The organism is Bradyrhizobium betae (assembly GCF_004123905.1).
GTDB classification, from domain to species: domain Bacteria; phylum Pseudomonadota; class Alphaproteobacteria; order Rhizobiales; family Xanthobacteraceae; genus Bradyrhizobium; species Bradyrhizobium betae_A.
In genome coordinates this window covers 729,471-751,500 of record NZ_MZXW01000016.1, presented here as the reverse complement: position 1 = coordinate 751,500, position 22,030 = coordinate 729,471, and the positions used below count along the sequence as shown (strand labels likewise).

Genomic DNA, 22,030 nt, shown 5'->3' with positions numbered 1-22,030 from the left:
GCATGAGCGACTGGCTGCACAATCTGCCGCTGCCCTTGATGGCGGTGGTGATCTTCGCCTTCACCTATCTTCTGGCTGCGGGCATCTTCGCAGGCATAGCGCTTGCCGCGACGGAGGAGCGCGCGAAGTCGCTGAAGGCGATCTCGCCAGGCATGCTGCCGGTGCTCGGCATCATCTTCGGCCTGTTCGTCGCCTTCACCGCGGCGCAGGTCTGGGGCGACAGCGACCGCGCCAGCGCGGCGGTCAGCCGCGAGGCCAGCGCACTCAGAAGCGCCGTCCTGCTGGCCGGCGGCCTGCCGACGGAGCAGGAGACCAAGCTTCGCGGCTTGGTGCGCGACTATGTCGGACAGGCTGTCGCAGTGGAATGGCCGATGATGGCGCATCAGCAGGCGTCACTGAAGGTGACACCGCCTCCGCTCGCGGAAGCCTTGCAGCTCGTCGTCACGATGACGCCGCAAGGAACGGGTCAGGCCAACGTGCAGCGCGAGCTGATCGCCGCGCTGGAGCAGGCGCTGGATGCGCGGCGGCAGCGGATCATCGTCAGCCTCGCCGCGGTAAACCCGGTCAAATGGTGGTGCCTGTATCTCCAGGCGGCCTGCGCGCTGCTGGTGATCGGCCTCGTTCACTGCGACAACCGCCTGGGATCGGCGATCGCGATGGGCCTGTTCGCGACGGGCGTGGCCACCTCCGTCCTGCTCATCGCCGCGCATGACCGGCCGTTCGCCGGCCAGATCTCGATCCAGCCTGAGCCGCTGCTCCAGATCATGCCGGAAGGACCCGGCAAGGGTTGAGCCGGGATCCTGCCCGGCACCAGCAGCCAATCGCGCCGACGGCCGATCGATCAATAGCAATAACGGGGATCGACCGGGACGTAGCGGCCGTCGGGGCGCTGCATGTAGCAGCCGCGCTGATAGGCGTAGTAGCCGGAGCGGCGACGCTCGCCTTCGGAGGCGATCGCAGCGCCCGTGCCGGCACCGACGACGGCGCCGATTGCCGCGCCGCGGCCTCCGCCGATCGCGCCACCGAGGATCGCCCCGCCGACACCGCCGATGATCGCGCCGCCGACGGCATCCTGGGCTGCCGCTTCATGTCCCGGCACCGCCATCGCAACGGTCAGACACGCTGCGATTCCAAAAGTTCCCATTCCAAGACGTCGAAGCATCGCGCGCCCCTCCCTGTGATGAGGCAAATCCTAGCCCTGGAGGCGGCTTCGGGCCAGACAAATTGCCGGTGCCGCGGCTCATCACGTCACGCGATGGCGTCGGAGGCGCAGCGCGACGGCGCTTTAACCATGCCGCTTGCGATCCATCGGCTTGCCGATTCCATCATCTCAGGGTTCGATCCAGCGCTGCACGGCCTCGGCGGTGTCGGCAGGCGTGGTGTTGAAGCAAATTGCTGCATCCGGCGCGAGGCGGTGGACGAGGTTGAGCACCTTCTCGAACAGCAGCAGGCGCTCCTTCGGCTCGCGCAGGCCCGCGCCGATCACGATGCAGTCGAAGCTCTCCTCGCGCAGCGCGGCGGCGACGCCGGCTTCCGCAGTTGCTTCGAGATCGATCAGGCAGCTCGTGACCTCGAAGCCGAGATCACGCAGGCGCAACAGCTGCGCCTCGATATAGCCGCGTACCAGCTCCGGCGTCAGTTGCGGGAATGCGCTGTAGTCGGCACTGCCGGGTTCGATACCGATCGCGAGGACGCGCTTGGTCATGCAGGGCTCCTTGCAGGACTCCTTGCCGAAACGTCTCCGTTTCTAACGGATGGACGGCGTCGCCGGTTCCCGGAGGGACAATCGCATTGACGTGGGGCGCGCCGATTGGCGGGCCAAAATCTGTAAGCCATTTCATATGGCCCCAACCGGCAACCTGCGACATTCGCGCAGATCACGCTGGAGTCACGCCCTGCTCACGGCGCCTGGTCCATATCTAGATTGCACGAAATTTCGATCATCCATCAATTTGCGGGAGCGGAACAATGGCTGTGTCATTCGACAGGATCAAGGACGAGTACGAACGAAACTGGTCCAACATGAAGATCAGGCCCTCGCACGCCGACGAGGCGAACCACGCGGCGAACACGGCCATCAAGAGCAAGGACATCTATAAGCAGATCGAAGACAAGACCGACGTGCCCTGGTGGTTCGTCGCCATCCTTCATTCGCGCGAAGCCAGTTTCAACTTCAACAAGTATCTCGGAAACGGCCAGCCGCTTAATCGGATGACGACCATCGTCCCGAAGGGACATGGCCCGTTTACCTCGTTCGCCGAAGGCGCCGTGGACGCGCTCAGGCACGAGGGATTTATCGGCGCACGCGACTGGGGCGTTGCAAGAACGATGTTCCGGCTGGAGCAGTATAACGGCTTCGGCTATCGCGGCCGCGGCATCAATTCGCCGTATCTGTGGTCCGGATCCAATATCTATGGGCCGCCGGAGCAGAGGGGTGGAAAGTTCGTCGGTGATGGCGACTTCTCGTCCGGCGAGGTCGACAAGCAACTGGGCGCAGCGACGATCCTCCGGGCGATGATGGAACTGGACTCCTCGATCAATCTCGACGGCGCCCCGACGCTGGGGGGCCAACTCGAACCCGAGGAGCGGATCGCGCCGATGGCGTTGCTGATGCAACAATCGCTCAACAAGATCGGCGCCAATCCCCCGCTTGAGGAAGACGGCATCGTCGGACCGAAGACCAAGGCGGCGGTGGCGCAGTTTCAGCAGCAGCACGGCATCACCGAATCCGGGGCCCTGGACAGCGTGACGGTCGCCGCCATCACGCGGGCGGCGCACCAATCGGTGACGGTTGCACAGCCAGCGGACTTGTCTCCCGTTCTGACGCGCCTGGAGGATCTGGTGACGTTGTTTCAATCCGGACCGAAGGTGCTGGCACCGCCGAACAACCCGGCGCCCGCGGCCGGCGACCCGATCAACTTGCTGGAGCGGTTGCTGACGCTCGTCAACAAGACCGGCACCGCGCCGGGGACGACCACGCCGGGCGCGCCCAGCAAGGCGCGCGTCGATCAGTTGAAGCAGGTGATCGACCTGGTCGGCGCGCTGCTCAACAAGGACGGCAAGCCTGTGCTTGGCCAGGTCAACGGCGCGCTCGGCGAAACCGTCGGGAAGCTGCTCGACGGCAAGAAGACCGCGCTCGGCCTCGGCGGCTCGGTGCTCACCGCCCTGCTCTCGTCGGTGACGGCGAGCCCCAATGCGGGCGGCATTGCCGGATTGCTCGGGACGATCGTCTCGGCGGTGCCGGGCCTCGGCCAGTTCGCAATGCCGATCTCGCTGGCGCTCACCGCCTGGGGCGTGCTCGGCAAGCTGGAGAAATGGGCGCAAGGCACCGCGCCGCCGCCCAAGGTGACGACGTGATGCGATAAGATCAGGGCGCGGTGTTCGTCACAGAACAGCTGCGCTCCCTCCCCTGCTTGCGGGGGGGGTTAGGGAGAGGGTGTCTCCACAGCGGGACAGCCCCCAAGAGGAGAGAGCCCTCACCCGGCGCTTCGCCATAGCCGAGGCTTCGCCTCGGCGTTCCGTAAACGGCCGCCGAAGGCGGCCTATGCCTCTCCCGCACGCGGGAGAGGTGCACCGACCGCGGCGTCCGCGGGCCTACTGCCGCAGCATGATCAGGGGATCGGCGGTGTCGGGGACGCGCCGCCACTGCGCGTTGTCGTCGGCTTCGAACTGCCAGACGTCGCCTGATTTCGACATCAGGATGATCTGGCCGCGTTCGAGCCGCCATTGCGTCGGGTTGAACTGCGCGATGGTCGCGTCGCATTTCGGCTTGAGGAAGACCTGGAAATTGTCGGGGCCTGCCTCGGTGTTGGTCAGCGTCAGCCCGCACACCGGCTGGCCGTTGCCGCGCACCATCGACCAGTCGCCGATCATCTGGTCCATCGACTTGGCCATCGAGCGGGCGGCGGCGAGATCCTGAAGGATATAGACGCCCTCGCCCTGCCGCAGCCCCTCGAAGATGCCGGCCTCGACCTCGGTGAAGTCGATCACGGATTCACCGGTTGCGTCCTGCAAACGGACGATGTCGAGACCCCTGACACTCCAGGCGACGATGTCCTTGGTGAAGGGCAGCGCGGTCTTGCAAGCCGGCTCCAGCTCCAGCTTGAACCCCGGGCCCGCAGGATCGCCCTTCATCGTGACCACGCAGGTCTTGCTGCGCTCGGTGGTCGAAAGCTCCCACTGCCCGACCATGTCCTTCTTCAGGGTCGTCGCATCCTGCGCACGCGCGATGCCGATGGCGGCCAGGCAGGCCGCGACGGCGAATGCAACGACCCGAAGAACTTTCATCAGCGCCCCTTGAACGGCGTTTCCGCAACCGGTGTTAACGGCGCCTTGCCTGAGAACCATGACTTGAGGTTATCGACCACGAGCTGGTCCATCGCGTTGCGCGTCACCACCGACGCCGAGCCGATATGCGGCAGCAGCACGACGTTCTGCATGGTCTTGAGCTCGTCCGGCACGCTCGGCTCGGCGGCGAACACGTCGAGGCCGGCAGCGAGAATGGTGCCTGATTTCAGCGCCTGGACCAGCGCCTGCTCGTCAACCACCGAACCGCGCGCGACGTTGACCAGCACGCCGCGCGGGCCGAGTGCCTTGAGCACCTCGGCATTGACCATCTTGTTGGTCGAGGCGCCGCCGGGCACGATCACCATCAGCGTGTCCACCGCCTTCGCCATCTCGATCAGATCGGGATAGTGCTTGTAGGAGACATCCTTGGACGGATTGCGCGAGTGGTAGACCACCGGCACCAGCGAGGCATCGAGCCGGCGCGCGATGGCCTGGCCGATCCGGCCCATGCCGACGATGCCGACCTTGCGGTCGCGCAGCGAGCCGACGCTGAGCGGATAGTTCTGGGTCTGCCAGAGGCCGGAGCGGACGTAACGGTCGGCCTTGATGAATTCGCGGACCGTCGAGATCAGAAGGCCCATCGCGACGTCGGCGACCTCCTCGGTCAGCACGTCAGGCGTGTTGGTGACGATGATGTTGTGCTCAGCCGCGTATTTGGCATCGACGTGGTCGTAGCCGACGCCAAAACTCGCCACCATCTCGATCTTGGGCAACTGCGACAGCGATTCCCTGTCGGCGCGCACGGTGTGATAGGTCACCGCGACGCCGCGAATCTTTTCGCGGACCGCCGGCGTCAGCCGCTCGAGGTCGCCCCGCGTCTCGGCCTTGTGCACGACGAAATGATCGGAAAAACCGTTCTCGAGGATCGGCCGGACCGGCCCATAAATCAGAAGGTCGATCTTTTCGGACGAAATCGAACCGGTGGTCATCAGTTGTCCTTTCCAAGCGCGCTCTCGTGCCAGCGCCGTAAAACGAGGTGGGAAACTAGCGCCAGCACCCCATAGATGACAATCCCGGCCAGCGACAACAAAAGCAGCGCTGCGAACATGCGGGGTATGTTTAATCGGTAGCCGGATTCGGCGATCCGGTAGGCAAGCCCGGAGCCCGCGCCGGCGGTGCCGGCCGCGATTTCGGCCACGACCGCGCCGATCAGCGACAGGCCGCCTGCAATGCGCAGGCCGCCGAGGATATAGGGCAGCGCCGCCGGCAGCTTCAGGAAGCGCAGCGTCTGCTGTGGCGAGGCGCCATAGAGCTGGAACAGGCCTGAGAGGTTGCGATCGACCGAATTCAGCCCGAGCGTGGTGTTCGACAGCACCGGAAAAAAAGCGACGATGAAGGCGCAGACGACGACCGCGGTCTGCTGCTCCAGATAGATCAGCAGGAGCGGCGCGATCGCGATGACAGGCGTCACCTGGAGCACGATGGCATAGGGGAACAGCGAATATTCCACCCATTTCGACTGATTGAACAACAGCGCCAGCGCGATGCCGCCGATGCTGGCGGCGACAAAACCTTCGAGCGTGGTCAGCAGCGTGGCCGCAAGCGATTGTGACAGCACCGCCCAGTCCTTGATCAGGGTCAGGACAATGACGGAAGGCGCGGGCAGCACATAAGGCGGGATGTCCTTGACGCGGACCACGAGTTCCCAGGCCAAGAGTCCGGCCGCGAACACGATGACCGGAAGCACGAAACGCATCGCGCGTTGCGCGCCGGATGGCTTTGCGGTGATGGCAGCTTGCGCGCTCATAGCGTCGACTGCCCCGAATAGGACGGCGCCAACGCGGCCGATACTTTGCGGCAATAATCGGAATAGGCCGCCGAAGTACGAAACTCCTCGCCCCGCGGCTCGACCGTCTCGATCCGGATGTCGGCCTGGATGCGGCCGGGCCGCGCCGTCATGACCACGACGCGCTGGGACAGATAGACGGATTCGAACACCGAATGAGTGACGAAGATGACGGTCTTGCCCAGAGCTCGCCACAGCGCCAGCAAATCGTTGTTGAGGCGAAAGCGCGTGATCTCGTCGAGCGCCGCGAACGGCTCGTCCATCAGGAGGATGTCAGGATCGGTGACGAGCGCGCGCGCCAGCGACACCCGCATCTTCATCCCACCGGAGAGTTCGCGTGGGAAGGCGTCGGCGAAATCGGCAAGCCCGACACTGGCCAGTGCTTCATCGGCACGCGCGCGGGCCTCGGCTTTCGCCACGCCTGCAAGCCTCAAGGGCAGCCGCACGTTCTCGCGCACGCTGGTCCAGGGCATCAGGGTCGGCTCTTGGAACACGAAGCCGATGCCGTGACCCGGCAGCACCTCGCCTTCGTGGCGCGCCACCCGCACGGTGCCTGATGACGGCGCGCTGAGCTCCGCGATCAGTCGCAGCGCGGTCGACTTGCCGCAGCCGGACGGGCCCAGCAGCGAGATGAACTCGCCCTTGCGCACGGCGAGATCGAGCGGGCCGAGCGCCATGACGCCATTGTCATACGCCTTCGTCACGCCGCGCAGGCTGGCGGCGAGAGCCGTCAGGCCGGCCTCGGCCCCGGACGAAGTTTTGACAGCAGCCATCGTCCCAGCGTTACGGCTTGCTCGGACGCAGCTCGACGCCGACGCCCTTGTTGACGAAGCGCAGCGTGTAAGACTTGCGGAAGTCGAGATCGCCCTTCACGACGCCTGCCTTCACCATCTTGTTGAAGAAGGAGGTGTAGCGCTCGTCGCTCATCGCGCCGATGCCGCCCTTCACGCTGTCGCCGGAATCGACGATGCCGTATTCCTTCATCTTGGCGACGGAGTAGGCGAGCAGATCGTCGGTCATTTCCGGGTTGAGCTTCTTGATCATGGCATTGCCGGCCGAATTGTCGCGGTAGATGTAATTGTACCAGCCGATCATGGAGGCATCGACGAAGCGCTGCACGAGGTCTGGCTTCTTCTCGGCGATGTCGCGGCGGGTCTCGATCAGGGTCGAATAGGTGTTGAAGCCGTAATCCGCGAGCAGCAGCACGTTCGGCTTGAAGCCGGCAGCCTTCTCGACCGCGAAGGGCTCGGAGGTGACGTAGCCCTGCATCGCGCTCTTGGGGTTGGCGATGAAGGGCTGCGGATTGAAATTGTAGGGCCGGACATTCTTCTCGCTGAAACCGTATTCGGACTTCAGCCATTGGAAGTAGCTGGTCATGCCTTCCTTGGAGACGAACAAGGTCAGCGGCTTGAGATCCTCGATCTTGGCGACCTTGGCATCGGGCTGCGTCAGCATCACCTGCGGGTCCTTCTGGAACACCGCGGCAATGGTCACGACGGGAACGTTGTTGGCGACGGCGTCGAACGACATCAGCGTGTTCGCGGCCATGAAGAAATCGATCTTGCCGGCGATCAGCAGCATCCGGTTGTTCTCGTTCGGACCGCCCGGGACGATGGTGACGTCGAGGCCGTATTTCTTGTAGGTGCCGTCGGCAACCGCCTGGAAGAAGCCGCCATGCTCGGCCTCGGCGACCCAATTGGTGCCGAAGGTGACCTTGTCCAGCGTCTCGGCCCGCGCCGGCGCAAGAGAGACGCAAGCGGCCATCAAGCCCGCCGTTAACGCTCGCCGCAGATGAGAGGGGCTCATGGGTGCACTCCGTCGATCGCTTCTAGCCGATACCAGTCCAACGCGATAAAACCGCAAGATATCGGGGGACGCGAGCCGGCCAGGCCCGTGTCCCCTCCATACCCAAACTACGTGACAAAATTGGGCAAAGAAACCTTGATGACGCCGTCCCGCGACTGGACCTCGATCCGCTGGGCCGACGCCGCCCCCGCGGATGTGTCGCGCTGGATCGCGGTGCTGCCGCTGGCGGCGACCGAGCAGCATGGCCCGCATCTGCCTGTTACGACCGACGTGCTGATCGCGGACGCCTATCTGGCGCGCGTGCGCGAGCTTCTGCCCGACAGCGTTCCGGCGACGTTCCTGCCCGTTGAACCGATCGGAATTTCCACTGAGCATATCGACTATCCCGGCACGCAGACGCTGCCAACTGAGGTCGCGCTGAAGCGATGGACCGCGATCGGCGAAGAGGTCGCGCGGCGCGGGGTGAAGAAGCTCGTCATCATCACCAGCCATGGCGGCAACAGCGCGGCCATGATGCTGATCGCGCAGGATCTGCGCGCGCATCAAAAACAATTCGTGGTGACGACGTCGTGGTCACGGCTCTCGGGCGCGGACACTTTGTTCCCGGCCGATGAAGTGCGCCACGGCATTCACGGCGGCGCAATCGAGACCTCGATCATGCTGGCGCGCTATCCCGATCAGGTGCGCGTGGATGCGATCGCGGATTTTCCCGCGAGCAGCATCGCCATGGAAAAACAATATCGCTGGCTCTCGACGCAGCGGCCCGCGCCGTTCGCCTGGCAGGCGCAGGATCTCAACACCAGCGGCGCCATCGGCAACGCGACATTGGCCGTCCCCGAGAAGGGCGAGCGGCTGCTCGATCAGGGCGCGACGGCCTTTTGCGAGTTGCTGGCTGAAGTCGATAACTTCGACGTGAACAGGCTCGCCAACGGGCCTCTCGGCTAACTCTCATCCTCCTGGAATCATTCAGGAAAGAGCCGCATTCCGGGGACGCTTTTCGCGCTTTCGAACCGGATGCGAGCAGCCTCCGTCCAACTGGGCACGCGGACCACAACGGACCGCCTCAACCGGATGGAGTTTCACATGTCGATCAAGACCAAGATTGCCGCCGTCGCTCTCGCTGCCCTCGCCGTCACCGGCAGCATCGTGTCCACCACCTCTTCGGCCGAAGCCAAGCAGCCCGGCTGGGTCTGGGGAGTCGGTGCCGGCATCGCCACCGCCGCCGTCGTCGGCTCCGCGATCGCCGCCAGCAACGACCCCTATTATTACGGCTATCGCCGCTGCGGCTGGGTCGCCCAGTACAACGCCTTCGGCCAGTACGTCGGCCGCGTTCGCAGCTGCTACTGATCTGAGTACCTGAGGCCGATCTCACGTGGATCCTGCGTCCGACACGGGCGCCTCATCCACCCCGTGTCGTGCCCCCGACCCCGCCCGGCTGTCCCCCCGGGCGGGGTCAACCATTTTTGGGCCCGGGAATTTGTTGCAGTCCCGTCACACGGCGGTGCGAACTATTGCCTGCGGCAATCCGCACTAGTTGCTATTGCGAATTAATCGCAATAAGCTTCGCAGCAAGCTGAGGGGCTTGGGAAGAAATCGCGTCGAATCCGGATCGTCTGGTCCGATCGCGGAGGCACCTGAGACCTGATGACAGGGCCGCTGCGAATCGGCAGGGATAGCGCAGCGGATGGGTCCATTCGCGTTTGGGGGCGTGCGTTTTGACGTTGAGAGGTCACCGTTACAGGTATTTGCGGACGGCCGCGGCGATTGCCTCGGGCGCGCTGGCTTTTCCCGCTACCGGCCTCGCGGCCGATCTGCCGCTGAAGGCGCCGGCCCTGAAAGCGGTGTACGACTGGACCGGTCTCTATATCGGTGCCCACGCCGGCTATGGGCTCGGCTCGTCGCACTCTGCACTGAACGACGGCCTCGCGATCAGCGGCAATGGCGTCTTCAGCGGCATGATCGGCGGCGTGCAGGCCGGCTACAATTACCGACTCAACTCCGGCTGGCTCGTCGGCGTCGAAGGCGATTTCACGTTTCCGAACTACATCACATCGAATTCGATCGTCTCGTTCCACGCGACGCCGGCCAACACGGTCACGCAGCAATGGGACTACGCCGCGAGCCTGCGCGGCCGCGTCGGCTACGCCAGCGGTTCGTGGCTGGTCTATGCCACCGGCGGCTTTGCATGGATGGGCGAGCGCTATTTCGACGCGCCGGCCTCCGGCGAAGCCGTCCCGAAAATCCTGAACACGCGGCCCGGCTGGATCGCGGGCGCCGGCGTCGAATACGGCTTCGCGCCGCATTGGAGCGCGCGGCTCGAATATCTCTACAGCCGCTTCGACGGGGCCAACGTCGCCTTCTCGACGGGTGCCCAATACAGCTCCTCGTCGCTCGACTTCCAGCAGGTGAGGCTCGGCCTCAACCGCAAGGTCGATTGGCCGGGCATGCCGAGCTACAACCCGAAGAGCTCGCTGATCGACACTGAATCGGATCGCTGGGAGATCCACGGCCAGAGCACGTATCTGCCGCAAGGCTATCCGTCGTTCCCCGCGCTCTACAGCGGGCCGAACTCGCTCTCGCCATCGAGGCAGGCCAAGGCGACCTGGAGCAACAGCCTGTTCCTGAACGCGAAGCTGTGGGACGGCGGCGAGGTCTATTACAATCCAGAGCTGCTCCAGGGGTTTGGACTGAACGACACGGTCGGCGCAGCCGGCTTCCCCAACGGAGAAGCGCAGAAGTCGAACTTCCCCTACCCGCACTACAACACGTCGCGCCTGTTCGTGCGCCAGACCTTCGGCTTCGGCGGCGAGCAGGAAGAGCTCGCCAGCGGCCAGTTGCAGCTCGGGCAGAAGGTCGACGTGTCCCGCCTCACGATGCAGGCCGGCAAGTTCGCAGTGATCGACGTGTTCGACGGCAATGCCTACGCCAAGGACACTCGCAAGGACTTCATGAACTGGTCGCTGTGGGCGCCGGGTGCCTTCGACTATTCCGCCGACAAGGTCGGCCTCACCTACGGCGTCACCGCCGAGCTCAATCAGAAGCAATGGGCGCTGCGCGGCGGCTATTTCCTGATGGTCACGGAGCCCAACGCGAATCATTTCGACACCAAGGTCGGGGAGCGCGGCCAGTACGTGGTCGAGCTCGAGACGCGCTTCTCGCTGTTCGGCCAACCCGGCAAGCTCAGGACCATGGGCTGGCTCGACAGTGCCAACATGGGCAGCTTCCGCGAGACGCTGGACAATCCTGCACTCAATCTCGACATCGCGCAGACCCGGCGCGGCCGCATCAAGGTCGGCTATGTCGTCAATCTCGAGCAGGCGATCACCGATGATGTCGGGCTGTTCGGCCGCTGGAGCTGGAACGACGGCAAGAGCGAAACGCTCGCCTTCACCGACATCAACCGCAGCCTGTCGGGCGGATTGTCGATCAAGGGCACGAAATGGGGCCGGCCCGACGACGTCGTCGGCATCGGCGGCGCGGTCAATGCCATCTCGCAGGATTACCGCGACTTCCTGGCCGCCGGCGGCCTCGGCGTTCTCATCGGCGACGGCGCGCTCAACTACCGCAAGGAGCGGATCCTCGAGACTTACTACGCCTACGCGCTGAACAAGAACCTCACCCTCACCGCCGATTACCAGCTCATCGTAAATCCCGCCTACAACGCTGACAGAGGGCCGGTCTCAGTATTCTCGGGACGGCTGCACGGCGAGTTCTGAGCGGCCCAACTACGGATGCGGTGCGACAATTTGGGTCGGAACCGCGCATATTGCCTACGGAGTTCATATATAAAGGGTTCGGCCCGGCGTCCGCCGGGCTCGATATCCTTCTCCATTGCGCAAAATGTTGTCCGTCGAAATCATCATCGTCGTCGTCCTGATCGTCATCAACGGCCTGTTGTCCATGTCCGAGCTGGCCGTGGTCTCCTCGCGCCCGGCCCGGCTCTCGCTGCTCGCCGCCAAGGGCGTGCGCGGTGCGGAGCGGGCGCTGACGCTGGCCGCCGATCCCGGCAAATTCCTCTCGACAGTGCAGATCGGCATCACGCTGGTCGGGGTGCTCTCGGGCGCGTTCTCCGGCGCGACACTCGGACAGCGGCTGACGCAATGGCTGGTCGAGCTCGGCCTGTCCGCGGGAATCGCCGACATCGTCGGCGTCGGCCTCGTGGTCACGCTGATCACCTATGCGACGCTGATCGTCGGCGAGCTGGTGCCGAAACAGGTCGCACTGCGCGACCCCGAGAGCATCGCGGTGAGGGTTGCGCCGGCGATGCACATGCTGGCGAAGGTTTCGCTGCCGCTGGTCTTCCTGCTCGATCTCTCCGGCAGGCTGATCCTCACGCTGCTCGGCCATGGCGGAAAGTCCGAGGAGAAGGTCTCTGAGGACGAGATCCACCACCTCGTCAGCGAAGCCGAGAACGCGGGCGTGCTCGAGTCGGGCGAAAAGGAGATGATCGCCGGCGTGATGCGACTCGGCGATCGGCCGGTCGGCGCGATCATGACGCCGCGCACCGAGGTCAACGAGATCGACCTGAGCGATACGCCGGAGGCCATTCACGAGATCATCGTCAAGAGCCCGCATTCGCGCTTTCCGGTCTCGGACGGTGATCGCGACAAGCCGATCGGCGTGCTCCAGGCCAAGGATTTGCTGATCGCCTATATGAGCGAACGCGCGCCGGATTTGCGCCCGCTGGTGCGCGAGGCGCCCGGCATCCCGGCATCGGCGGATGCGCGCGATGTGCTGGCCATCCTGAAAGCCGCGCCGGTTCACGTCGGTCTGGTCTACGACGAATACGGTGCCTTCGAAGGCATGGTGACGACGGCTGACATTCTGGAATCGATCGTCGGCGCCTTCCATTCCGAGGAGGGACCACCGGAGCCGGCCTATGTCAGGCGCCCCGACGATTCACTTCTGGTCTCCGGCTGGATGCCGGTCGACGAGTTCGGCGAGCTGCTCGGCATCCAGCTGCCGCCGCACCGCTACAACACGGTGGCGGGCCTGGTGCTGCAACAGTTCAGCGTGCTGCCCAATGTCGGCGATGCCTTCGACTTCGCCGGCTGGCACGTCGAGGTGGTCGATCTCGACGGACGCAGGATCGACAAGATTCTGGCGAGCCGGCTGAGTGAGGTCGAGACGGGGTGAGATGCTTCCCTGCTCCCTTTTGGGAGAAGGTGCACCTACATCCTCACCCGAACCTCACCCCGATCCGCTTTTCCTTGCGCCAGACCACCGTGCAAGCGAGATGCTTCCCGTCGGCCTGGATGAACAGGGTGAAGTGTTCGGGGATGCCGACCGGGCTGGTGACGTCGAGGGCAGCACCTGTGTCGGAGAAATTGCGGACGGTGCAGGAGATCGCGCCGCCGCCGAACTCGATGGTTCCGGCCTTCAGCACGCGGTGCCTGGCTTTATCGCGTCGCTCGTCCATGGGGCCAATGTACACCCAAAGCTGACCCAGACCTTAAAGCCTCCACACACTCCCCCGCGAATTCAGACTGCCGTGACACCGGTCGGTATTATGCGGTGGATCGTCTACATCGCCGGCTGGAACGTCCCGGTCTGCGCCATCCGCCAGGCGTCGCGGAACCGCGGGTCCTCCGTGCCTTCGAGGAGCTCGCCGGGGCGCAGCGCTGGATAGAGCTGGGCGAAGGACCTCACGTCGGTCGTCGAGGTCCGCTGGGTGAAGTGGATCGGGCGCAGCTGCTGGGGATGTTCGAGGCCGGCCGCGGCGATCAGCTCGGTCAGCGAGTGCAGCGTGGCATGGTGATAATTGTGCACGCGGTCGATCTTGAGCGGCACGTAGAGCGCGCGCGCCCGGGTCGGATCCTGCGTCGCGACGCCGGTCGGACAGCGGTCGGTGTGACAGCTCAGCGACTGGATGCAGCCGAGCGAGAACATGAAGCCGCGCGCCGAGTTGCAATAGTCGGCGCCGATCGCCATCGCCCGCGCCATGTCGAAGGCGGTGGCGATCTTGCCGGAGGCGCCGATCTTGATGCGGTCGCGCGCGTTGATGCCGACCAGCGCGTTGTGGACGAAATTGACGCCCTCGCGCATCGGCATGCCCAGATGATCCATGAACTCCAGCGGCGCGGCGCCGGTGCCGCCTTCGTTGCCGTCGACGACGATGAAATCCGGATAGATGCCGGTCTCCAGCATCGCCTTGCAGATCGCCAGAAATTCCCAGGGATGGCCGATGCACAGCTTGAAGCCGGCCGGTTTGCCCCCGGAGAGCCTTCGCATTTCGGCGATGAACTGCATCATGCCAACAGGCGTCGAAAAGGCGCGGTGCGAGGCCGGCGAGATGCAATCCTCGCCCATGGCAACGCCGCGGATCTTTGAAATCTCCTCCGAGACTTTTGCGGCCGGCAGCACGCCGCCATGGCCGGGCTTGGCGCCCTGGCTGATCTTGAGCTCGACCATCTTGATCTGGTCCTGGCTCGCGACGCGCGCGAAGGCTTCAGGATCGAAGGTGCCGTCGAGGTGGCGGCAGCCGAAATAGCCGGAGCCGATCTCCCAGATGATGTCGCCGCCCATCTCGGCGTGATAGGGGCTGAAGCCGCCCTCGCCGGTGTCATGCGCGAAGCTACCCTTCTTGGCGCCGGCATTGAGCGCGCGCACCGCATTCGGGCTGAGCGCACCGAAGCTCATCGCGGAGATGTTGAACACCGAGGCCGAATACGGCTGCTTGCAGTCGGGACCCCCGATGGTGATGCGGAATTTCTCCTCGGCATGCGTCTTCGGCGAGACCGAGTGATGCATCCACTCGTAGCCCTCGCGGTAGACGTCCTCCTGGGTGCCGAACGGCCGCTTGTCGAGCTGCATCTTGGCGCGCTGATAGACCAGCGAACGGGTGTCGCGCGAGAACGGCATGCCGTCCTTCTCGCTCTCGAAGAAATACTGCCGCATCTCCGGGCGTATCTCTTCGAGCAGGAAGCGCATATGCGCCGAGATCGGGTAGTTGCGCAGGACCGCGTGACCCTTCTGCATGAGATCGCGGACGCCGAGCAACGTCAGGGCCCCGAAGATCACGATCGGGATCAGCAGGATGTCGAAGATCTTGCGGTCGGCGATGCCGATGCCGATCAGCAGCGCAGTGACCACCGCGCAGATCGTCAGCACGATGAAGCGCGGCGAGAATGGAAGCAGCAGGGTTTCCATGATCCCCTCTTCGAGGGGGCCCCTGGGTCGATTGTGCATCTTGTTCACGTTGGCCACGACCGCGTCCCTCTCGTCAGATTGACGGGGTATAATACGCCCGCACCACGTCCATGGATATGACGCGGGGCTGGCTTGAGGCTACCGAATCCGGATGCTGCAAATCAATCGCCTCGGGGAACGCTTTTGCAGTGCAATAGATTCAAATGAAATGACAAATCAGTGACCATGCGGCTGCGCCTCGTGCGGGATCACGCCGTGCTGCTCAAGGCCCCCTTGCGCCAGCCAGGCATCGGTACTCGCGACTGCACGCTCGATATGGTCATCCGTGCGCGAGAAATCGTAAGGTGATCCCACCAGCGGACAGAGCGGCGGCACCACGACATATTCGATGTCGGACCCAAGGCCTTCGAGCTCCGCCACCAATTGCCGCGCGATCAGCAGCGTCAGCGCATGCAGGGCATTGGCGACGGCGCCAATCGGCGGATCTTTCAGCGCACAGGCGTGCCCGGTCGGCAGCACGACCAGCCGTCTTGCGCCTTTCTGGATCGCGACCCGGACCGGTGTGTTCGAGGAGAGCGCACCGTCGGCGAGGTAACGATTGCGGTGATGGACCGGCGAGAAGGCACCCGGGATCGCGGTGGATGCCAGGATCGCGTCCACAGTCGACCCCTCCGACAACACGACGCTCTCGCCGGAGACGAAATCGGTGGTGACGATGTGCACCGGCAGCGCGGCATCCTCAAGGTAGCGATAGGGTATATGGTCCTCGACCAGCTTGCGGATGCCGCCATGGGAAATCAGGAAATCCCGCCGCCACATGAATCCGGCGAGGCCCTTCCAAGTCACCGGGAAGACATCATGACGTTTCAGGCCGCGCCAGACTGCTTCGAGCCCGAGCACGCCCTTGAGCGAGGGATCGCCGGCGAAATAGGCGCCGTTGATCGCGCCGACGCTGGAGCCGACCACGAGGTCGGCGACGACCCCGTGCCGCGCCAGCGAATGCATCATCCCGACCTGGATCGCGCCGAAGCTGCCGCCACCCGCCAGCACGAAGGCAGTCGGTTTCGGTGGACGGCCATGGTCGATCGCGGACAAGATTTGCGCGGCTCCCCAGCTCTCGCATTGCAACATCGCGGCGAGATTTTGGCACGAGCATATAGCAACGCGCGCGCGAGCAGAGCCAATAACAAAGTCGGGGGAGGATGGTGAGGTCCCGGATCTGCGCTTCGCTTGTCCGGGACGATAGCTGTTTTGTGGTTAGCGCGCCGCGCTCAATGCCGATCGCCGCTTAGCGCTCGACGAACGCCTTCTCGATCACGAAGTGACCGGGCTTGTTGCCGCTTCCCTCGATAAAGTCGCGGCTTTCGAACATCACCTTCAGCTCTTCCAGCATCGCCGGGCTGCCGCACATCATGATGCGGTCGGTCTCGATGTTGAGCGGGCCCTGCCCGATGTCGTTGAACATCTGCTCGGAGCTGATGAGGTCGGTGATGCGGCCGCGGTTGCGGAACGGCTCGCGGGTCACGGTCGGATAGTACACCAGCTTGTCCGCGAGCAGCTCACCGAACAGTTCGTCCTCGCGCAAGGCCGCGACGAGCTTCTCGCCATAGGCCAGCTCGGAGACCTGGCGGCAGCCGTGAACCAGCACGATGCTCTCGTACTGATCATAGACCTCGGGGTCCTTGATCAGGCTGGCGAACGGCGCAAGGCCGGTGCCGGTCGAGAGCAGCATCAGCCGCTTGCCAGGGATGAGGTTGTCGGTGATCAGCGTGCCGGTCGCCTTGCGGCCGACCAGGATGGTGTCGCCTTCCTTGATCTTCTGGAGGCGCGAGGTCAGCGGGCCGTCCTGAACCTTGATCGAGAAGAACTCGAGCTCTTCCTCGTGGTTGGCGCTCGCCATGCTGTAGGCGCGCAGCAGCGGACGGCCGTCGATCTCGAGGCCGATCATCGCGAACTGGCCGTTCTGGAAGCGGAAGCCGGTATCGCGCGTGGCGCGGAAGCTGAACAGCGTGTCGGTCCAGTGCTGGACGGACAGAACCTTCTCTCGGTAAAACGCGCTCATGATTTTCGATATTCCGAATAGTTGCGGTTTTAGGGCAAAAGCGTTGCCCGGCCCTGAAAACCGGGCGGACACCATTGCCATGGCGGAGGATTTCGCGTGTGTGATCTACGCCATTGAGACCAATAATCAACCTCGTTTCGGATGCAATTGATGCCGATCAAACCGGCATTTGCGCAGGAAACGGCCGCATCATTAACGGATCTGCTGTCCGGCCTGCCCTGAGGGCAATTTCTTTTCCCTGGGAGACGCCATCGCAGCACTTAATTTCCGTCGTGCTCGCGAGAATTTCATTAAGAATAGCTCTGATTTCACCCCGGTTTGGCGCCGTTTCCCGCATTTTCGCGGCTTCTGGCGACAGGAATGAAGACAACACATGGCAGGCGGCGAGCGGATCTTCGTTCAGGCGATCAGGCGCTATTGCGCGGCGCGTGGCATTGCGGTCGATGCCCGCGCCAGTGGCTGGCTGATCGCGATGCGCCGGGGCGATCAGCGGCACTTCGCCTTCGGCTATGACATCGGCCTCAACAGCGCCATCGCGCATCGCCTCGCCAATGACAAATCGGCGACATCAGAGGCGCTGGCGCTGGAGGGCGTGCCCTCAATTCCTCATCACCTCTTCCTCAATCCAAAGCTGGGCAAGAACGTTGTCGGCCCCGCCTGGCGGGATGCGATGCTTGAAGTGCTTCACGACCATCCGCAAGGCGTGGTGGTGAAGCCGAACGAGGGGACATCGGGGCGCTCGGTGTTCAAGGTGACGACGGAGGCGGAACTCGACCACGCGGTTGGCGAGGTTTTTTCGATGAGCGCCGGGCTCGTGATCTCGCCCTATGTCGCAATCGCGGACGAGGTCCGTGTGGTGCTGCTCGATGATGGGGCCCTCGTCGTCTACAGCAAGCAGCGTGGCACGGATTGGCGGCACAATCTCGATGCCGGCGCAAAGCCGGTGTTGCTGGAGGACGGCGAGGTTCGAACGGCTTGCGTGAAGCTCGCAATGGATGCTGCAAAGGCGATCGGCATCACCTTTGCGTCGATCGACGTCGTTCGCGTCGATGGTCAGTGGCGCGTACTCGAGATCAACTCCGGCGTGATGATGGAGGCGCTGGCGAAGCTGCATCCGGAACTGGTGCAGGCCACGTATGACGCGGCGCTGGATCGGGTGTTTGGGGAGGCCCGCTGAGCGGGAGCGCTGCCCTATCCCCGTCACCCTGAGGTGCTCGCCTCTTCGGCGAGCTCGAAGCGCGACGGCCACCGTCGGGGCCGTTCATCCTTCGAGGCTTCCGGCGCGATGCATTTGCATCGCGCCACTCGCACCTCAGGATGACGGAATTGGTAGCCCGCTCCTCAACCTCTCGACGAAACTCTCCTAATTATTCGCGCTGGCCGAATCGTCCATCGCCTTGAACGCTTCTTCCAATTGCAGCGAGATCGGCACGTTGAGCCGCTCGCCGGTTGGAAGCCGCGCGGTGAACCATTTGTTGTAGAGCGGGACGAGATCGCGGTTGGAGCCGAGCTTGCGGAAGGTGCGCTCGACCACGGCGGCGAGTTGCGGCTCGCCCTTCTTGAACATGATGCCGTAGGGATCGTAGGACAAATAATCGCCGGTGACGCGGAACTTGTCCTGCGCTTTGTGGCGCGCGATCAGGCCGAAGAGCAGGATGTCGTCGGTCGCGAACGCATCGGCCTTGCCGTCGGCGAGCATCTGGAACGACTGCTCGTGATCGGCGCCCACGGCGATCTTCAGCCCCAGCGAGAGCTTCTTGTCGGCCGCCTGGATCGCCTGCTCGTTGGTAGTGCCCTTCGTCACCACGATGGTCTTGCCCTTCAGGTCGGTCAGCGACTGCACGTTCGACGCCTTCGGAACCATCAGCTTGGTGCCGGCGACGAACATCAGCGGCGAGAACGCGACGCGCTTGCCGCGCTCCGCATTGGCCGTGGTCGAGCCGCACTCCAGGTCGATCTTGTTCTGGAGTACCGCGTCGATGCGATCGTCCGAGGTGACCTTGACGTAATCGATCTTCAGATTGGGATCGTCGACCTCGACGCCGATCTCCTCGACGATGGCCTCGCACAATTCGAGGCTATACCCGATCGGGCGCCCCGACTGGTCGAGGAAGGAGAACGGCGGCGAACTCTCGCGATAGCCGAGCCGCACGGTGTGCGCCGTCTTGATGGCCGACAGCGACGGGCTAAGCCCTTCGCTGCCGCCGGTCTGGGCGGAGGCACCGGTTACCAGCAGACATACTGCCAGCAACAGACCGCCCGAAATCGCCGTTGAAAGGCGCATGTTGCACTCCGATCAATGGCCGGCCATTGCGGGCACTTCGCCGGGGATCATGTCGCCGGGCACGGCGTCGCCCGTTCCGAGCTCGTGCTCGGGCCCGAGTTCGCCTTCCCACTTCGCCACGACCGAGGTCGCCAGCGTGTTGCCGATCACGTTGGTGGCGCTGCGGCCCATGTCGAGGAAGGTGTCGATGCCCATGATCATCAGCAGCCCCGCCTCGGGGATGCCGAACTGCGACAGCGTCGAGGCGATCACGACGAGGGAGGCGCGCGGCACGCCGGCGACGCCCTTCGAGGTGATCATCAACGTCGCCAGCATCGCGAGCTGCGTGCCGAGCGGCATGTCAATGTGATAACTCTGCGCGATGAAGACGGCCGCGAAGGTGCAGTACATCATCGTGCCGTCGAGATTGAAGGAATAGCCGAGCGGCAGCACGAAGCTCGAGATCCGCGACGACGCGCCGAAGCGGTTGAGCGCCTCCAGCGTCTTCGGATAGGCCGCTTCCGAGCTCGCGGTCGAGAACGCGATCATCAGCGGCTCGCGGACCAGCTTCAGCAGATGGCTGTAGCGCGGCCCGATCACGATGAAGCCCACGACCACCAGGATGCCCCACAGGATCATGAGGGAGAGATAGAAGCCGCCCATGAAGACGATCAGCTTCCAGAGCACCAGCAGGCCGTTCTTGGCAACCGTCGCCGTGATGGCCGCCCACACCGCGATCGGCGCGAACAGCATCACATAGCTCGTCACCTTCAGCATGATGTGGCCGATGTCGTCGATCAGCGCCAGAATCGGCTTGGAGCGCTCGGGCATCGAGCCCATCGCCACCGAGAAGAACACGGCGAAGATCACGATCTGCAAAATCTCATTCTGCGCCATCGCGTCCGCGATCGAGGTCGGGATCAGATGGGTCAGGAATTTCTCGATCGAGAAGGCCGAGACCGGCAGGCCGGTCGACTGCCCCGCCGCGGGCAGCGTGCCCGGGAAGTTCGCGCCGGGCTGGAGCAGGTTCACCATCACGAGGCCGAGCAGCAGCGAGACGAAGGAGGCGCTGATGAACCAGCCCATGGTCTTGGCGAAGATGCGGCCGAGCTTGGAGCCCGAGCCCATATGCGCGATGCCGCCGACCAGGGTCGCGAACACCAGAGGCGCGATGATCATCTTGATCAGGCGCAGGAAGATCACGGCGACCAGGTTGATGGAGGAAGCCCAGTCTCCGCGCGTATCGGGCAGGAAGTTGTAGATCGCGGAGCCCATGACGATGCCGAGCACCATCGCGGCCAGAATGTATTGCGTAAACCTGTTCGACATCGAAACACCCCCACACCACCGGCCGCTTCATGATGTCGCAGATATGACGACGACGCAACACGCTTGGCGGGTGGCCGCCTGGGGCGGATGTTCCCGTTGCGAAACCAGCGCCCGCGATCTAGCCTTCATGCAGCGCACAACGAATGCGGCTTGCACGTTTTGTTTGCGGCAGCTGCATCAATAATCGTCAAATAAACGGAGGGAAACATCATGAGCAGCAGCAGCAATCGTCAGATTCTTCTGGTGGAAAAACCCAGCGGCAAGCTCGGCCCTGAACATTTCAGGATGATCGAGGCGGCGATGCCGGAGCCGAAGGACGGCGAGGCCTTGCTGCGCGTGCGTTACATCTCGCTCGACGCCGCCAACCGGGCCTGGATGCACGGCGCGACCTATCGTTCGGCCGTCGAAGCCAACAGCGTGATGGCCGGCGGCGCCATCGCCGAGGTCGTGAGTTCAAGCGCGCCGGGGCTGGCGCCCGGCGACATCGTGTTCGGCGACACCGGCTGGCAGGACTATGCCGCGGTGCCGGCGAAGCATCTCACGAAGATGCCGAAGCTCGAGCCAATGACGCATCTGCTCAGCGTGTTCGGCATCGCCGGCCTCACCGCCTATTTCGGGCTGCTGGAGATCGGCAAGCCCAAGGAGGGCGAGACGGTCGTGGTCTCGGCGGCTGCGGGCTCGGTTGGCTCGATCGTCGGGCAGATCGCCAAGATCAAGGGATGCCGCGTCATCGGCATCGCCGGCGGCGCCGACAAGTGCAACTGGCTGACCTCCGAGCTCGGCTTCGATGCCGCCGTCGATTACAAGGACGGCGCGGTGTTCAAGGCGTTGCGCGCTGCAGCACCCAAAGGCATCGACGTCTATTTCGACAATGTCGGCGGCGACATTCTGGAAGCCTGCCTGCCGCAGATGAACAATTACGGCCGTATCGCCTGCTGCGGTGCGATCTCGCAATATGACGGCGCCCCCTCCGCACATGGTCCACGCGGCGTGCCCGGCCTGATCGTAGTGAAGCGGCTCGTGATGCAGGGCTTCATCGTGATGGACTACATGAAGGACAGTGCGCGCGCACTCGCCGACCTGCAAGGCTGGGTGAAGTCTGGAAAGTTGAAAGTGCAGGAGGACATCATCGATGGATTGCAGAACACGCCGCAGGCGCTGATCGGATTGCTCGCCGGCGAGAACCGCGGCAAGCGGATGATCAGACTTTGACGACGTAGTTACGTCGCAATTACAAAGGCATTATCTACTTGCGGTTGAGGTCGAAGCGGCCAATGATGCCGCGCGC

General features: G+C 63.9%; 21 protein-coding genes. 8 read left to right on the top strand and 13 right to left on the bottom strand.

Annotated features, from left to right (window positions below; translation table 11 throughout):
• The first annotated feature begins 2 nt into the window (after positions 1-2).
• A complete protein-coding gene (locus B5V03_RS13790) occupies positions 3-791 on the top strand; it encodes a DUF4239 domain-containing protein (RefSeq protein ID WP_129270834.1) in 789 nt (262 codons plus the stop codon).
• Positions 792-841: 50 nt separating this feature from the next.
• On the opposite strand, the gene B5V03_RS13785 is transcribed toward B5V03_RS13790, so the two are convergent.
• Both B5V03_RS13785 and B5V03_RS13780 read right to left on the bottom strand, forming a co-directional pair.
• The gene (locus B5V03_RS13785) at positions 842-1,162 is read right to left on the bottom strand and encodes a YMGG-like glycine zipper-containing protein (protein WP_129270833.1); all 321 of its coding nucleotides are present in this window, start codon (positions 1,160-1,162) and stop codon (positions 842-844) included.
• Between the two features lie 168 nt (positions 1,163-1,330).
• Complete coding sequence (locus B5V03_RS13780) at positions 1,331-1,705, bottom strand: hypothetical protein (protein ID WP_129270832.1); 375 nt, start codon at positions 1,703-1,705, stop codon at positions 1,331-1,333.
• Between the two features lie 263 nt (positions 1,706-1,968).
• Between B5V03_RS13780 and B5V03_RS13775 the strand changes: the two genes are divergently transcribed.
• On the top strand, positions 1,969-3,357 hold the full coding sequence (locus B5V03_RS13775; RefSeq protein WP_129270831.1) for a peptidoglycan-binding protein: 1,389 nt from the start codon (positions 1,969-1,971) through the stop codon (positions 3,355-3,357).
• A gap of 237 nt (positions 3,358-3,594) precedes the next feature.
• Here B5V03_RS13775 and B5V03_RS13770 read toward each other — a convergent pair whose 3' ends face one another.
• From B5V03_RS13770 to B5V03_RS13750, 5 genes are read right to left on the bottom strand one after another with little or no spacing between them, the layout of a single operon-like run.
• Entirely contained in the window at positions 3,595-4,287 is a 693-nt protein-coding gene (locus B5V03_RS13770; protein ID WP_129270830.1) for an AprI/Inh family metalloprotease inhibitor, read from the bottom strand.
• Positions 4,287-5,276: a 2-hydroxyacid dehydrogenase gene (locus B5V03_RS13765; RefSeq protein WP_129270829.1), complete on the bottom strand. Its 990-nt coding sequence runs from the start codon at positions 5,274-5,276 to the stop codon at positions 4,287-4,289. The genes B5V03_RS13770 and B5V03_RS13765 overlap by 1 nt, the downstream gene beginning before the upstream one ends.
• Positions 5,276-6,094 (bottom strand): ABC transporter permease, encoded by an 819-nt coding sequence (locus B5V03_RS13760; RefSeq protein ID WP_129270828.1) that lies wholly within the window; start codon positions 6,092-6,094, stop codon positions 5,276-5,278. Before B5V03_RS13760 ends, B5V03_RS13765 begins: the two co-directional genes overlap by 1 nt.
• Positions 6,091-6,906 carry an ABC transporter ATP-binding protein gene (locus B5V03_RS13755; RefSeq protein WP_129270827.1) on the bottom strand — a complete coding sequence of 272 codons (816 nt, stop codon included), beginning with the start codon at positions 6,904-6,906 and terminating at the stop codon, positions 6,091-6,093. The genes B5V03_RS13760 and B5V03_RS13755 overlap by 4 nt, the downstream gene beginning before the upstream one ends.
• A gap of 10 nt (positions 6,907-6,916) precedes the next feature.
• On the bottom strand, positions 6,917-7,939 hold the full coding sequence (locus tag B5V03_RS13750; RefSeq protein ID WP_129270826.1) for an ABC transporter substrate-binding protein: 1,023 nt from the start codon (positions 7,937-7,939) through the stop codon (positions 6,917-6,919).
• Positions 7,940-8,077: 138 nt separating this feature from the next.
• Here B5V03_RS13750 and B5V03_RS13745 point away from each other — a divergent pair, with 138 nt between their 5' ends.
• The 4 genes from B5V03_RS13745 to B5V03_RS13730 all read left to right on the top strand — a co-directional run bounded on the left by B5V03_RS13745 (position 8,078) and on the right by B5V03_RS13730 (position 13,075).
• Positions 8,078-8,884, top strand: coding sequence for a creatininase family protein (locus B5V03_RS13745; RefSeq protein WP_129270825.1), 807 nt, complete (start codon positions 8,078-8,080; stop codon positions 8,882-8,884).
• A gap of 138 nt (positions 8,885-9,022) precedes the next feature.
• Positions 9,023-9,286: a hypothetical protein gene (locus B5V03_RS13740; RefSeq protein WP_164987984.1), complete on the top strand. Its 264-nt coding sequence runs from the start codon at positions 9,023-9,025 to the stop codon at positions 9,284-9,286.
• A gap of 398 nt (positions 9,287-9,684) precedes the next feature.
• Positions 9,685-11,655, top strand: a complete 1,971-nt coding sequence (locus B5V03_RS13735) for a carbohydrate porin (RefSeq protein WP_129270823.1) — start codon at positions 9,685-9,687, stop codon at positions 11,653-11,655.
• Positions 11,656-11,779: 124 nt separating this feature from the next.
• Entirely contained in the window at positions 11,780-13,075 is a 1,296-nt protein-coding gene (locus tag B5V03_RS13730; protein WP_129270822.1) for a hemolysin family protein, read from the top strand.
• Between the two features lie 43 nt (positions 13,076-13,118).
• Here B5V03_RS13730 and B5V03_RS13725 read toward each other — a convergent pair whose 3' ends face one another.
• The 4 genes from B5V03_RS13725 to B5V03_RS13710 all read right to left on the bottom strand — a co-directional run bounded on the left by B5V03_RS13725 (position 13,119) and on the right by B5V03_RS13710 (position 17,150).
• The gene (locus B5V03_RS13725; protein WP_129270821.1) at positions 13,119-13,358 is read right to left on the bottom strand and encodes a PilZ domain-containing protein; all 240 of its coding nucleotides are present in this window, start codon (positions 13,356-13,358) and stop codon (positions 13,119-13,121) included.
• A 104-nt stretch (positions 13,359-13,462) separates the two neighbouring features.
• Positions 13,463-15,088, bottom strand: coding sequence for an FMN-binding glutamate synthase family protein (locus B5V03_RS13720; protein ID WP_129270820.1), 1,626 nt, complete (start codon positions 15,086-15,088; stop codon positions 13,463-13,465).
• A gap of 216 nt (positions 15,089-15,304) precedes the next feature.
• A complete protein-coding gene (locus tag B5V03_RS13715) occupies positions 15,305-16,219 on the bottom strand; it encodes a patatin-like phospholipase family protein (protein WP_349643390.1) in 915 nt (304 codons plus the stop codon).
• A 157-nt stretch (positions 16,220-16,376) separates the two neighbouring features.
• Positions 16,377-17,150: a ferredoxin--NADP reductase gene (locus B5V03_RS13710; protein WP_129270819.1), complete on the bottom strand. Its 774-nt coding sequence runs from the start codon at positions 17,148-17,150 to the stop codon at positions 16,377-16,379.
• Positions 17,151-17,523: 373 nt separating this feature from the next.
• Between B5V03_RS13710 and B5V03_RS13705 the strand changes: the two genes are divergently transcribed.
• Complete coding sequence (locus tag B5V03_RS13705) at positions 17,524-18,327, top strand: ATP-grasp domain-containing protein (protein ID WP_129270818.1); 804 nt, start codon at positions 17,524-17,526, stop codon at positions 18,325-18,327.
• 186 nt (positions 18,328-18,513) lie between these two features.
• Here the strand turns inward: B5V03_RS13705 and B5V03_RS13700 are convergent, their stop codons facing one another.
• Together B5V03_RS13700 and B5V03_RS13695 are read right to left on the bottom strand one after the other, a co-directional pair.
• Entirely contained in the window at positions 18,514-19,434 is a 921-nt protein-coding gene (locus B5V03_RS13700; protein ID WP_129270817.1) for an amino acid ABC transporter substrate-binding protein, read from the bottom strand.
• A 12-nt stretch (positions 19,435-19,446) separates the two neighbouring features.
• Positions 19,447-20,742: a dicarboxylate/amino acid:cation symporter gene (locus B5V03_RS13695; RefSeq protein ID WP_129270816.1), complete on the bottom strand. Its 1,296-nt coding sequence runs from the start codon at positions 20,740-20,742 to the stop codon at positions 19,447-19,449.
• Between the two features lie 210 nt (positions 20,743-20,952).
• On the opposite strand from B5V03_RS13695, the gene B5V03_RS13690 reads away from it, so the two are divergent.
• Entirely contained in the window at positions 20,953-21,954 is a 1,002-nt protein-coding gene (locus B5V03_RS13690; RefSeq protein WP_129270815.1) for an NADP-dependent oxidoreductase, read from the top strand.
• Positions 21,955-22,030: the final 76 nt, after the last annotated feature.

Excerpts from the sequence above, each read along its gene's own strand:
- B5V03_RS13790 (WP_129270834.1), top strand. The coding sequence starts at position 3 with ATGAGCGACTGGCTGCACAATCTGCCGCTGCCCTTGATGGCGGTGGTG.
- B5V03_RS13785 (WP_129270833.1), bottom strand. The coding sequence starts at position 1,162 with ATGCTTCGACGTCTTGGAATGGGAACTTTTGGAATCGCAGCGTGTCTG.
- B5V03_RS13780 (WP_129270832.1), bottom strand. The coding sequence starts at position 1,705 with ATGACCAAGCGCGTCCTCGCGATCGGTATCGAACCCGGCAGTGCCGAC.
- B5V03_RS13775 (WP_129270831.1), top strand. The coding sequence starts at position 1,969 with ATGGCTGTGTCATTCGACAGGATCAAGGACGAGTACGAACGAAACTGG.
- B5V03_RS13770 (WP_129270830.1), bottom strand. The coding sequence starts at position 4,287 with ATGAAAGTTCTTCGGGTCGTTGCATTCGCCGTCGCGGCCTGCCTGGCC.
- B5V03_RS13765 (WP_129270829.1), bottom strand. The coding sequence starts at position 5,276 with ATGACCACCGGTTCGATTTCGTCCGAAAAGATCGACCTTCTGATTTAT.
- B5V03_RS13760 (WP_129270828.1), bottom strand. The coding sequence starts at position 6,094 with ATGAGCGCGCAAGCTGCCATCACCGCAAAGCCATCCGGCGCGCAACGC.
- B5V03_RS13755 (WP_129270827.1), bottom strand. The coding sequence starts at position 6,906 with ATGGCTGCTGTCAAAACTTCGTCCGGGGCCGAGGCCGGCCTGACGGCT.
- B5V03_RS13750 (WP_129270826.1), bottom strand. The coding sequence starts at position 7,939 with ATGAGCCCCTCTCATCTGCGGCGAGCGTTAACGGCGGGCTTGATGGCC.
- B5V03_RS13745 (WP_129270825.1), top strand. The coding sequence starts at position 8,078 with ATGACGCCGTCCCGCGACTGGACCTCGATCCGCTGGGCCGACGCCGCC.
- B5V03_RS13740 (WP_164987984.1), top strand. The coding sequence starts at position 9,023 with ATGTCGATCAAGACCAAGATTGCCGCCGTCGCTCTCGCTGCCCTCGCC.
- B5V03_RS13730 (WP_129270822.1), top strand. The coding sequence starts at position 11,780 with ATGTTGTCCGTCGAAATCATCATCGTCGTCGTCCTGATCGTCATCAAC.
- B5V03_RS13725 (WP_129270821.1), bottom strand. The coding sequence starts at position 13,358 with ATGGACGAGCGACGCGATAAAGCCAGGCACCGCGTGCTGAAGGCCGGA.
- B5V03_RS13720 (WP_129270820.1), bottom strand. The coding sequence starts at position 15,088 with ATGGAAACCCTGCTGCTTCCATTCTCGCCGCGCTTCATCGTGCTGACG.
- B5V03_RS13715 (WP_349643390.1), bottom strand. The coding sequence starts at position 16,219 with ATGTTGCAATGCGAGAGCTGGGGAGCCGCGCAAATCTTGTCCGCGATC.
- B5V03_RS13710 (WP_129270819.1), bottom strand. The coding sequence starts at position 17,150 with ATGAGCGCGTTTTACCGAGAGAAGGTTCTGTCCGTCCAGCACTGGACC.
- B5V03_RS13705 (WP_129270818.1), top strand. The coding sequence starts at position 17,524 with ATGGCAGGCGGCGAGCGGATCTTCGTTCAGGCGATCAGGCGCTATTGC.
- B5V03_RS13700 (WP_129270817.1), bottom strand. The coding sequence starts at position 19,434 with ATGCGCCTTTCAACGGCGATTTCGGGCGGTCTGTTGCTGGCAGTATGT.
- B5V03_RS13695 (WP_129270816.1), bottom strand. The coding sequence starts at position 20,742 with ATGTCGAACAGGTTTACGCAATACATTCTGGCCGCGATGGTGCTCGGC.
- B5V03_RS13690 (WP_129270815.1), top strand. The coding sequence starts at position 20,953 with ATGAGCAGCAGCAGCAATCGTCAGATTCTTCTGGTGGAAAAACCCAGC.